Origin of the sequence: Flavobacterium jumunjinense (genome assembly GCF_021650975.2) — a bacterium.
In the GTDB taxonomy this organism is placed as follows: domain Bacteria; phylum Bacteroidota; class Bacteroidia; order Flavobacteriales; family Flavobacteriaceae; genus Flavobacterium; species Flavobacterium jumunjinense.
Genome location: NZ_CP091285.1, coordinates 71,597 through 83,803 on the forward strand (window position 1 = coordinate 71,597; position 12,207 = coordinate 83,803).

The window sequence follows — 12,207 nt, forward strand, 5'->3', positions numbered from 1 at the left end:
GTTTAATTCTTTTATATTTTCCTAATGTTCTCCATAACCAACATCGTCCATTTTGCCTTTAAAGACTTTATATTGAATTACAAAATAGACAATTACTAATACTATTGCAATACTAAACCAATATACACCAACGGAAAGTCCGTAATCATCTGCTGCGGCATTATAAAGTGTCAATGATGGGTTTACATTATTCGTAGAACGTAATAAGTTAGGAAACATCGAAGCAACAGTAGAGGCTAATCCACCCACTAGAAACAAAGTTGAAAATAAAAATCCGTGTCCATCTTTTTTAAAAGTTTTTACTTTGAATAAGCCCAATAGTCCAATTAACATAATTATTGGTAAGACCCAAAGGAATGGATATTTAATAAAATTATGAAACGGATGTGGTTCTATACTATGCCAAACGAATAAAGATACGATGACTAATGCTAAAAGCGCAAAGTTGAGTTTAAAAATAACATCTTTCAATTTGGTATTAATGTTGGCTTTTGTTTTAAAAATAATCCAGTTGGCTCCATGTATAGTTAGCGCCACGACACTTATAATCCCTAATAGTAAGGTAAACCAATCGATAATTCCTAAATGATTGGCTTGCGGACTAAACGTAGGATTCCATAAAGGCAAAAAGAAATAATGTGCTTCTACCGTTGAAACTCCGTTTTCAACCATTCCTAAATTGACTCCTCTCACTACATTTCCTAAAGCAACTCCGAAAAACAAGGCTAATAATAAACTAGCTATCCCAAAGGCTTTGTCCCAAATTACTTCCCACATTGGGTGATGAATTTGCCCTCTTAGTTCTAATCCTATTGCTCTAAAGATAAGCAACCATAAAATCATGATTAATGGCAAATAGAATCCACTAAAAGAAGATGCATACAAAGTAGGAAATGCGAAAAACAATAATCCTCCTGTAGCAATAAGCCATACCTCGTTAGCATCCCAAAAAGGACCAATTGCATTCGTTATTGCTTTTTTATCTTTTTCTGTTTTACCAAAAAACAAGTGTACAATTCCTGCTCCAAAATCGTAACCATCTAATACAATATAAGTGGCTAACATAATAATTAAAACGATATACCAAAAAAATTCCATAGTTTAATGCGTTTGTGGTTGTGGTCCTTTACGAATAATTTTACCTACTAATAACAGGAATAATAGTCCTAACAAAAGATATAAGCCAATAAAACCAAGTAGCGTAAATAATGTATTCCCAGAAGAAACTGTAGGTGATGCTCCTTCTGATGTGCGTAACAAATTATACACCAGCCAAGGTTGTCTTCCTAACTCCGCAGTATACCAACCTGTCGTATTGGCAATATATGGAAAAGGTATCATAAAGACTAAAGCCCACAAAACCCATTGTGTAGTGTAGAGTTTTTTACGAATTAATTGAAATACTGCAAATGCCATTAATCCGATAAATATAGTTCCTAATCCGACCATAATATGATAGGCATAATACAACCCTGAAATATTTGTTGGATGTACTTCTTCTGGATACTCTTCTAAACCTTTCACTTCTTGTTCCCAATTACCATAGGTTAGGAAACTTAGAATATTAGGCACCGCAATTTTATTGTCGAGTTTTTTATTTTTAACATCGGGTTGCCCGATTAAAACGATTTCTGACCCTCCCTCTTCGGTATGAAAAATCCCTTCCATTGCCGCAAAAGTAACTGGTTGATATTTAACTACGTTTTTAGCTAATAAGTCTCCCGTTGGCATTGCTACTATTAACGAAGCTATGAATCCGAAAACAACTCCCGTTTTAACAAATAGTTTTCCAAACGCTACATTCTTTTTATTTAAAATATAGAACGCTCCAATTCCTGCTACTACAAAGGAGCTAGTCACTAAGGAAGCGGCTTGATTATGTAGATAGGAAGGCCAAAGCCAAGGATTAGTGAACAAGGCACTGAAATTGTTTAGTACAAATTTTCCATTGGCTAAAATTTCATAGCCTACAGGATTTTGCATCCAAGAATGTGTAGCAATAATTAGAAAACCACTTGCCCAAGAGCCTAAGAAAACTAAAAAACCTGTGAGAAAGTGCATTTTTTGCCCGAGTAGTTTTTCGCCAAACAAGAACAAACCTAAAAAAGACGATTCTAAGAAAAAGGAAAACATGCCTTCCATGGCTAAAGTTTGACCAATAATACCTCCTGTTAATTCTGAGAATTTTGCCCAATTGGTTCCGAACTGGAATTCCATTGGAATCCCGGTAACGACTCCCATTGCAAAATTGAGTGCAAAAATGCGCATCCAGAATTTAGCCGCATCATTATAGTGTTCTAATTGTGTTTTGATAAATTTCCACTTAAAATAGACTATCATTAAAGATAATCCCATGGTTAATTGTGGAAATAAGTAATGAAACGTGATAGTAAATGCAAATTGCATTCTATCGTAGAATAACATTTCTTCCATTGTAGTTGTATTTCTACAAATTTACGGAACAATGACTAGAATGTAGGTAACATTCGTTACCTATTTTTCAAAAAAAATCCATCAAATTTTGATGGATTTTTTTTATTATAAAATAATTATTAGTCTTCTTTTTTTGCTTCTGCTTTCGCTTTTTTAGAACAACATGATCCTTTCGCTTCTGTTCCACAAGATTTTTTTTCTTCTTTAGAACATTCTGCTTTTTTCTCTGTTTTTGCTTTTTCTTTTTTAGATGCCTTTTTCTCTTGAGCACTCACTCCTACAGAAAACAACAATGACAACGCAACGATTGATACAATTTTCTTCATAATAATTTTATATTAAAGTGTCTATTTTTTATTGTTTCTCAAATATACAGAAATTTATTTAGTTTTTTTTACAAAAATATTAAATAGTAAACCACCCATTAATCCTCCATACAAAGTACTATTTATCGGTTTTGAAGTAATAGCGCATGTTCCAGAAAGGCAACCTACAAAATAATAGTATAAATATCCTGCAATTAGTCCTACTATTATTCCAATTCCTGTGATGATGTATCCTTTTTTTGTCATTATTTTTTATTATCAAAAGTTATGCTCCAGATTCCTCTTACTTCATTTTCTCCGTAACCAATTGCTAAATCTTTTGGATATAATTTTAAGGTTTTAACTCTAATTTCTGCTTTAATGTTTTCTGATTTTCCGTGGCATTCCAAACACATTGTATTGGTTGGAATAGGATAATAAAATTGTATTTTCTCTCCTTTATCAATTACAACGGGTTTTGGTTCTATTTTAGCTGCTAAGTCTTTTTTAAATTGTTCTATATAAACCAATTCTTCTGTATTTGCTTTGTTGTTTGGGTTTCTATTTTTGTCTGACACTCGTTTTATAATTGCATTATATTTAACCGACATACTATCTGTTAAAGGCATTGCTTGAATATTACAAAAGACTAAAGCTTCTAATGTTCCCTTCTTTTGAATGGCTCCCATTAAGTTTTGACCTAATATTTTTTTTGTTGCAAGTGCATACTCTAATCCTATTTCATCATAAGATTTTTGTTTTTCAACTACAATGACTTTTTTCCCTGTTTGTGTCCAATCATCGTTTCCGTGTCCTTGCCAATGTTCTTTGAACCAAGTAGGCTCTTCGATTTGGTAATCAAACATAAAATCAGCAATTTTAGCCACTGTATTTTCAGGAAAAGCTTGTTTAGGCATTACCCCAAATTTTTTAACAGCACCATGCATTTTAGCAATTTCATTTGTTGGGTTTTCTACAAAATTTGAAATGGCTTTTACAAAATCTTTTTTCGAATTATAATCCATCAAATATCTAGACTTTACAGCAATCATTGGTGGAGCAATTCTACCTTCATTTTCTTTGGTACTTGGACTATGGCATAGATAACAATGCGTTTCCATTAAATCTTTTGCTTCCTGAGGACTATATGCTTCGCTTAATGAAGTTATTTCTTCATATGGAACATTCTTTTTTTGACAGCTTATAAAGAACAATAAAGCAAACAGACCTATACTATATTTATTCATAATATAATTGATTTAATAACTATTTAAACAAAGTTATGATTGTTTAAATGACTTATTAGTAACTCAAGTTACATTAAAATAAATAGTTTACGCTTTAAACTATCTAAAAAAATTTCGATAACTCCATAAGGGTGGATGTGAAATCGGTTTACTTTACTTCACTTCATTTAATTTTTTGTAGGTGTTCAGCGACACGAGCTAAAGGCGAACAGACGAAGTATTCTAATTCATTACTTCGTCTGTTCGCTTTGCTCGAGTGTTAGCTCTTGGAGCCCTACACCCTAAGGAGTGATGATGAATGCCTATAAAAAACAATAAGAACTAATGAATAAACCTTAGTTGTTGTGTGCTGTAGATCTTTTATTGTTTCATTAAAACATTATAAGTGCTTTATCAGAACCTGCTTGTAGACCTTTCTGTTCCATTCGTTTGAGAAACTCTAATAATTCTTGTTTTTCCTTTTCTTCATTAAATGGCTTCATATTTTGATCAAGGATTTGTCCACCCAATCGATTTTGGCAATATTTAACAGAGTTCAACATAATATCAAAAATATTTTTAGGGTCTGCACTCCTTGGTATTGAAAATCCAAAAACTAAGTTTTGTGGGTTCATATTCCCATCCTTTATTTCTTCGGGGAAAAAATAACCTGGCTCAGTCGTTGTCCAAACACTGAAATGTTGGTCATGTCCATAATCTTTGTCGTTTCTCCAATGAAACAAATCTCCATCTCCCCATTTCAAGCCTACACTTTGTAAGGCATCCCACATTTCTAATCCTTTGAATTGTTTGTCAGCTTGCAAAACTATAATAGCGTCAAGATTGAATTCCTGATTTAATTGTACAAGTTTTTTTGCTTTAGAAATAGCTGATTCAATTGTTTCAGTTTGCTCAATTCTTAATTTAGTTGGATACTTTTTAATTCTCTTTTCTAATTCATCAATATAACGTTTTAGTTTTTGTGTTTCATATTTGGGGTTTTCTTCATTAAATACATCTTTGATGTCTACTGCAATTTGAAGTTTACTGAAAACATAGGGACTTTCACCTGCATTTGCATAAGCCCATCCATTTTCATCTTTTGAAAAACCATAAATAGTTGATGAGTATTTACTTCTCCAATCATAGTCAAACATCTTATTGAAATCTTCTTTCTTAAACAAAGCACCATCTGTTGAAATTAAATTGATTACCCACTCTCTTTCAGGGTCTGCCTTGTATTCTATATCCTCTATTTCCCTAACTATGTCAGGAAATGAAAGTTTATTAGTATCCAAAATATAAGAGGCATCTTCTGAGGGATTTTCGAGGTTTAAATTCTTAACTCTGTCATTACTTTGTGATTGTGTCGAAATAAAATAATTATCCAACGCTGATTTTGGCTTCTGTCTGAAAATAAAGTAGGCAGTAACGGATAATGCCAACAATCCTAAAATAATGTATATCGTCATTCTATTCATTTCTTGTAAGATGTCAAATTGTATAGTACACAACGTTCTGGTACTACAGCGGGTTTGGGACTAAATTAATCCCTATTTTCGGATTTGCCAAATCTTTCAAACACAAAACAACTTCAAATTAAGCCTAAAAACCCAAATCCAGCAAAACCGCTGTTATCGGCCGTTTAGGCTTAATTCCAAGTTCCTATTAATTTCAAATTCCTCTTTTTTTAAGCAAAGATAAACGTCAACTAAAATTCGGATGGTTTCACTCAAAATTATTTGGTTCAAATATCTTTAACAGAAATTTACATTATAATATTTGACGTCAAAATTGTAACTATTGAACTTAGAGCAGTGCATAAAACGAATAAAAAACAGTCGATTTTTCTAAAATTTTTAAAGCGTGTTATAAAAGCGATGATCATTGTTATAATTATTGATATAGCAAAATAAAGCAGGATTTCTAATCCTCCACCGAGAGCACTTGGAGTATTTTTGGTTTAACTATGTACATCCCAAACAAGATAATTAATTAATAAAACAAATATTATCATAAAGGTTCTTAGCAAACTCATTTATCTCGTGTTAGTTAATGGCCGCCAACAATTTACATATGGTTTGTGGCGGTTTCGAAGCACTTACCTGTCCCCGCGAAGCCAAATTTTGCTGCAAAGCAAAAACCTTACTGACAAACGTTCTCCCGCCATAAGCTATATGCATCGTTGTGCGTAGGCTTTTATGTTTTATCTTCCATCAATTTAGTGTTCTTATATAATTCAATATTTCATCCGAGGACTTAATCATTTGAACTTCTATTCTTTCGGCTAATTTGTCCAAATCGTTAAAGTCGGGATTTTCAACCAAAGTCGTTTCAAGAATTGCATATTCAGGCATTTCATCTTTGTCCTTATTCCACTTTGTGTTTTTGGATAACTTCCAATATTTTTCTTGAATCGGTTTTGTGTTTCCAAGCAACCAAACATCAAATCTCATTTCCAAATGATTCAATACAAGTCCAAATTTTAGTTTTTTAGTTTTCAAAAAATCATTGGAATAATAGAAATACGTATAGTCCATATATCCGTGAAGAACTCCTGCAAATGAGTATTGGTCAGATAGTGTTTTGATAAATTCCGTTCTTAATTTCATAACGAATTTCACAAGTTCATTGTAGGCAATTAATATATCTCCTTTTTTAAGTTGGTCTTGATAAGCAGAAACATATTTATTCAAATTTTTCATTTGTCCGTTTTAATTGGAGTACAAATTTCAATTAGAAATCCATTATTGTCTCTCACATATCCTACTTTCTGTCCCCAAGGCTTTTCTGTCAAAGGTTCAAATTCGGTCGCACCCATTTCAACAGCTTTTTTAAAATCCAATTCAATATTTTCAGTCACAAATACCAATTCCACCCCAAATGGTTTTTCAGTTCTGTTAGTTGGAATAAACCCGTTTTTGAAGTTAGATTTTCCTAATTCAATTGAAGCGAAGGCAATTGTTGTTTCTCCTGAAATCAATTCTCCGTAATCATTTTGAGGTGTAATGAACTTTCGGCTAAATCCAAACGCTTTTTCATAGAATTCGATTGTCTCGGTTACGCTGTAAACGTAGAGTATTGTATATCCGTATTTCATTTTCGTTTCATTTTTTAGCTTACGCACAACGGTTGGTGTATGAAAAGTAGCGCTGAAAATAAGCGATAACTATTCGGATGAAACACAAGCCAAATTTTTAAATTTTACTAATTATTTTGTTTTTGGGAATTTGTCTAATTTATAAATTTGGCGACTTCCTTAAAATGCCCGAACCACTTTGTTAGCAATGACTCGCGCTATTTTTTATATACGTTGTTGGCAATAGTTTTTGGGTATTCATTCTCAATTATTTTCATAATATTTTCAATATTCGTTATTGAAATTTGATAATAATTTATCTTATAAATTCTGAACCATAAAATTTCCGATATTAGAAATCTAAATTCTTCATCTTCCCTCAATTTTTCTGGATTAAGAGGAATATATCCTATTATTTGTTTTATTCCGTTTCCAAAATTTCGTGGATAACTGATTTTCAAAGAATCCCCTAAATATAAATCATATTTAATGTTCGGATTTCTATTCACTCTGAAATTCTTTATAAAAAAAGGACTTACATATTCGGATATATCAGGATGTATATTATTTCCTTTAGATATTCTTGGTAGATAATTGTTATAAACTAAAGTAATTAAATTTCGCAGCGAGTCATTTTTGATTGTACTCATATCATTGCTTTTTAAATTCTCAAAAGCAGATGTGTTTGGAAAAATATATTCATCTTTGGTGGTCCAATAAAAATCCATCATTAAAGAATCACTATTGATTTCATTATCTAAAAACTTTTGAATCTTTAATTGACTTTTAAATGAATTTTTATGAATCTCAATGTCATTTTTCAAATCGATTAAATTGTCGTTTAACTCAAAATATATTTGAGAAATGATTTCTTTTTCAGTTTTTCTTTTTTCAACCTCTTTTCCCCAATTACTCAAATAAAATGCAATCAAAATACCAATAACAATTATGATAATTTCAATCAAATATTTATAAAAATGTTTTCTTCGTAGTTTTTTCATTTTAAATTATTGCCAACGTCAGTTTGTCTAAAAACCTTCGTTTATTTTACTTTGTGTTATAAATTGAAGTAAAAATAGCGGATTTAAGCTACACAAAAAAACTTTTTTGGATGTAATATTTCGTCATTACAAAAATTAAAATTAGCTAATAAAGCCTTAAAAAAGCTTTTTATAGTTGAAAAAAGTAAGTACAGTACTTTTAGATACTGTTTTAACATATTTGTGTCAATCAAGTTGAATATTCTTCGCAAATTATAGGCTGTAAAAATGAGACCTACATCAGCTGATGCGTGTTTAATGGTTTTCTTAGTCATAATATAATAAAAATCCCATTGTCGCTTTATAACTCCATAAGGATGTTCTACGACGGCTTGTCTTCTTCGATATACTTCATAGTTATTTTCTATTCGTACTTTGTTTTGGTATATTAAGTCGGCATGTTGGGAACGTTCATGGAGTCTTCCTTTTTTATTTTTGGTGCATTTATGGAAAAGTGTACAAGTCAAGCAAGCATTGGTCTTATAATGCTTCATTTGAGTGATTGATTTGCCATTTTTTTTGCTGTACCAATTTCCGTTTGTACTTAAGATTTCATTGGCAGGACAAGTATAGGTATCATCTTCTTTATTGTATTTAAAATGTTCGACATCAAAAGCAATATTTGGAGCATGAGAGGCTACTCCTGGAATGGCAACTAGTACATCAACACCCAGTCTATTAGCATAATCAAACTCACTACCTGTGTGATATCCTTTATCATAAATGGCCATGAAGTTGTTGTGTCCTAAAATGGTTTTAGTTCGTCGTAGCATGCCTCCCATAGCTTTAGAGTCGTTTTCATTAGTTACCTTAAAATCGATTGGAATATTATGCAATGCATCTACTACGGTTTGCACGTTATAGGCTACTTCAGAGATGTTGTTACGAGTCATTATTTGTCGACTATCAGGATCAGAAGTAGAGATTTGGGTTACTCCTGTAGTATTGATTGTGTTTTGATATTCAATATACTTTTGTTTTTGAATAGTGTGTTTTTTTATTTTCTTTACTATCAGGTCTTTCTCAATAGCATCTCCATCTTCTTTGGCTAGAGCAGAATTGTATTCTTCTAGTCGTGCATCAATGTAGGCAATATGACGTTCAATTTTCGCAGGATTAAAGTTGTTTTTCTTGGAATTTTGAGCTCTTAGTTTTGTGCTATCACCAGCCACAAGGCTTCCTCCTATTAGCTCAAAATGAGCTGCCATTTTTACGGTGGCACGAAATACGCGAGCAATAGCTTTTGGGTTGTTTTTTCTAAAGTTAGCTATAGTATTGTGGTCTGGAACAAGCCTTTTTAAGAGCCACATCAATTCAATATTGCGAGTGCATTCTTTCTCTAAAGTTCTAGAAGAACGTATGCGATTTAGGTAGCCGTAAATGAATAGTTTTAATAAATCAGAAGGGTGATAAGCAGGCCTTCCATTTTCGATGAAATCAACTTTAAATCCAAATTCAGCAAGAGAAAGGCTATCTACAAAAAGATCGATAAACCTGATTTGATTGTCTTGTTCAATAGCTTCATCTATCGATAATGCAAAAAGTGGAAGTTGATTTCTGTTGGTTCCAGTGATGAATTTCATACTTAAATTTACATAAAATCAACTAAACATCCAAGTAATTTAAAAGACTTTAATGCAAAAAATAAGGATGCATAAAAAAGAAGTTTTTAGACAGTTTGACGTTCTGTGGCTTGCTCTCAGTGGCGTTGAATCAACACCAAGCCATTACAAATATAACAAAACATTCCATTCAGCAGCGGATTTTCCGTAGGAAAATCCGGAAGTAGCCATTGAAGCAAACCGCTGTGCTTGTTGCACAACTCCACAAATATAACAATTAGGAAACATTAGAAAGAGTCATTTTTTGTAAATTTAAGTATGCAAGGAAGAAAAGAACTTACACCAAAAATGCTCTATCAAGTATATTTAACGGACTTGATTCCGGAGCATAATTTCTACAGATTATTAGATCAATCCATAGACTTTCAGTTTCTATATAAATCCACTAAGAAGTATTATGGACAAGAAGGACAAGAGAGTATTGATCCAGTTGTCTTCTTTAAAATATGCTTAGTTGGTTATTTAAACAATATTAATTCCGATAGAAAACTCATAGAATATTGTTCCAACTGTTTAGATGTACGCTTGTTTATTCGTTATGATATTGATGAAGTTTTGCCTTGGCATAGTACTATAAGTAGAACCAGACAATTGTATGGAGAAGAGGTATTCATGGAGTTGTTCAAAAAAGTATTGTCCCTGTGTGTAACCAAAGGCATGGTTAGAGGTAAGCGACAAGCAGTTGATAGCGCTTTTATTAAAGCAAATGCATCTATGGATAGTCTAATTGAAAAAGAAGTTTTAGATGATGCGGAATATTATGCAGAAGAGCTTAATGAGAATAGTGAATATAAAGTAAGCCAAACCCGCAAGGATCTAGTAGAAGAACACCACAACTGGAAAAAAGAAGCTTACAAAAACATGCCAAAAGGTAGTCAGAAAGGAGATAAAACAGACGAAAACGGCAATTTAATTAGACCTAAATATGTATCGAATCACACGCATTACTCACCAACAGATCCAGATGCTAGAGTGAGTGTAAAACCAGGTAAAGCCAGACAATTAAACTATTTTGGTCAACTCGCAGTAGATGATGCTTATCATGTCATTACAGGAGCATGTTCTGATTTTGCAGATAAACGCGATAGCCAGTGTTTGGAACAAATTGTGGAACTTACTAAAGAAAATTTACAAGAAAATGAGATAGCACTAGGAGAAATTTTAGCTGATGGTGGTTACAGTAGTGGAGAAGCTTTAAAATACTTAGATGATAAGAATATCGAGGCATGGATGCCTAATTTTGGACAATACAAACCAGAACGAGAAGGTTTTGTTTATGATAAAGAAAATGACAAATATACTTGCAGTCAAGGTATCGATTTACCTTATCGTAAAACCTCAAGCTCTAGAAAAGGAGACGAATTTAAAGTCTATCGAAGCAGTAGAAAAGAGTGTAAAAACTGTCCATTAAAAGTAACCTGTTTAGGTAAGTCACATGAGAAAACTTTGCGAGACACCATTTACAAACCTTTGTATGACAAGATGCATCAAAAACTTACTCAAAATGCTAAATATGCCAAACGAATGGTAAAAGTGAGGAGTAAAACGGTAGAACCTGTATTAGGCACGTTGATTAACTTTCTGAATATGAAGAAAATTAACTCACGGGGTATAAAACAAGCGAACAAGCATGTACTTATGGCATCGATGACCTATAATTTAAAGAAATACATGAAGTTTGTGGTTAAAAAGCCAAAAGTGGTTGTTCAAGTTTTATCAGTAAAACAAGGGAAAATACACTCTTTTCTAAAAACACAATTTTATGAGTTAAAAATAACTTTTTTAAGCCTATCAATTTTTGTAAAATTGTACTTAAGTCAAAAAATAAACCTCGTTTAAATCACTTTAAATGAGGTTACTATTTTTAGTTATTTAGAAAATTCAGCTTTTTGAAGAGGTTGTGCAACAGCTACTGCTGTTGTAACTAGTTTTTATTCAGTCATTTCTTCTACATTATAAACTTTCTTGTCAAATGATAAAAAACTAATTCTTTCTAGTTTCCCTTGTTTGTTATATTCAAATCTTTTATAACAAAAATCATAATATGAAGCGTTTTTTCCAGTAATAATAAATTCAGGAAAAATTTTACCGTCAATTTCTGACAGTTTTAATTTATAGTCATTTGTCACCCAATTATCAGTGATAAAATGTCCGATTTCGTATTCTTTTCGATTTTTATAATATAATTCAAAAAATCTGTGACCATAATCATTAACAATTCCTTTTCGGCTTTTTCCTTTCTCAAAGATTGTATTCCCACTATTTTGGTTAATAACTTTGAAATCTGATATTTTTAAATTTTCATCAACTTCAACTTCAAATGTATTAAAGTCAAAAATTCTTGAAGAAATTTGAGTTGTAAGACAATATTTGTCTTTCACTTTTTCAGCGTAATATTTAAAACTGCAGAAACATAAAATTCCGATTATTAGAACAGTAATTATAATCAGATTTTTTTTCTTTCTCATTACGTTTTCAAATTAGTTACAACTCGTTTATATG

12 protein-coding genes are annotated in these 12,207 nt (G+C 31.9%); 1 reads left to right on the forward strand and 11 read right to left on the reverse strand.

All coding sequences use genetic code 11. The features are described from left to right. Positions 1 to 21: 21 nt before the first annotated feature. The 10 genes from cydB to L2Z92_RS00340 form a co-directional block, all read right to left on the reverse strand. Positions 22 to 1,098 carry a cytochrome d ubiquinol oxidase subunit II gene (gene cydB, locus L2Z92_RS00295; RefSeq protein ID WP_236456864.1) on the reverse strand — a complete coding sequence of 359 codons (1,077 nt, stop codon included), beginning with the start codon at positions 1,096 to 1,098 and terminating at the stop codon, positions 22 to 24. A 3-nt stretch (positions 1,099 to 1,101) separates the two neighbouring features. Next, positions 1,102 to 2,433, reverse strand: coding sequence for a cytochrome ubiquinol oxidase subunit I (locus L2Z92_RS00300; RefSeq protein WP_236456865.1), 1,332 nt, complete (start codon positions 2,431 to 2,433; stop codon positions 1,102 to 1,104). A gap of 119 nt (positions 2,434 to 2,552) precedes the next feature. Then, positions 2,553 to 2,759, reverse strand: a complete 207-nt coding sequence (locus tag L2Z92_RS00305) for a hypothetical protein (protein WP_236456866.1) — start codon at positions 2,757 to 2,759, stop codon at positions 2,553 to 2,555. A gap of 54 nt (positions 2,760 to 2,813) precedes the next feature. Continuing rightward, positions 2,814 to 3,005 (reverse strand): DUF6132 family protein, encoded by a 192-nt coding sequence (locus L2Z92_RS00310; RefSeq protein ID WP_236456867.1) that lies wholly within the window; start codon positions 3,003 to 3,005, stop codon positions 2,814 to 2,816. Next, on the reverse strand, positions 3,005 to 3,985 hold the full coding sequence (locus L2Z92_RS00315) for a c-type heme family protein (protein WP_236456868.1): 981 nt from the start codon (positions 3,983 to 3,985) through the stop codon (positions 3,005 to 3,007). Before L2Z92_RS00315 ends, L2Z92_RS00310 begins: the two co-directional genes overlap by 1 nt. Before the next feature lie 371 nt (positions 3,986 to 4,356). Continuing rightward, positions 4,357 to 5,436 carry a cell division protein ZipA C-terminal FtsZ-binding domain-containing protein gene (locus L2Z92_RS00320; protein ID WP_236456869.1) on the reverse strand — a complete coding sequence of 360 codons (1,080 nt, stop codon included), beginning with the start codon at positions 5,434 to 5,436 and terminating at the stop codon, positions 4,357 to 4,359. Between the two features lie 744 nt (positions 5,437 to 6,180). Next, positions 6,181 to 6,669: a DUF7000 family protein gene (locus L2Z92_RS00325; protein WP_236456870.1), complete on the reverse strand. Its 489-nt coding sequence runs from the start codon at positions 6,667 to 6,669 to the stop codon at positions 6,181 to 6,183. Then, positions 6,666 to 7,064: a VOC family protein gene (locus L2Z92_RS00330; protein ID WP_236456871.1), complete on the reverse strand. Its 399-nt coding sequence runs from the start codon at positions 7,062 to 7,064 to the stop codon at positions 6,666 to 6,668. The genes L2Z92_RS00325 and L2Z92_RS00330 overlap by 4 nt, the downstream gene beginning before the upstream one ends. 197 nt (positions 7,065 to 7,261) lie before the next feature. After that, positions 7,262 to 8,044: a DUF6090 family protein gene (locus L2Z92_RS00335; RefSeq protein ID WP_236456872.1), complete on the reverse strand. Its 783-nt coding sequence runs from the start codon at positions 8,042 to 8,044 to the stop codon at positions 7,262 to 7,264. An 83-nt stretch (positions 8,045 to 8,127) separates the two neighbouring features. Further along, on the reverse strand, positions 8,128 to 9,666 hold the full coding sequence (locus L2Z92_RS00340) for an IS1182 family transposase (RefSeq protein ID WP_236456873.1): 1,539 nt from the start codon (positions 9,664 to 9,666) through the stop codon (positions 8,128 to 8,130). Positions 9,667 to 9,963: 297 nt separating this feature from the next. Here L2Z92_RS00340 and L2Z92_RS00345 point away from each other — a divergent pair, with 297 nt between their 5' ends. Further along, a complete protein-coding gene (locus L2Z92_RS00345; RefSeq protein ID WP_236454183.1) occupies positions 9,964 to 11,544 on the forward strand; it encodes an IS1182 family transposase in 1,581 nt (526 codons plus the stop codon). 92 nt (positions 11,545 to 11,636) lie between these two features. Here L2Z92_RS00345 and L2Z92_RS00350 read toward each other — a convergent pair whose 3' ends face one another. Continuing rightward, entirely contained in the window at positions 11,637 to 12,173 is a 537-nt protein-coding gene (locus tag L2Z92_RS00350; protein WP_236456874.1) for a hypothetical protein, read from the reverse strand. Positions 12,174 to 12,207 lie beyond the last annotated feature (34 nt).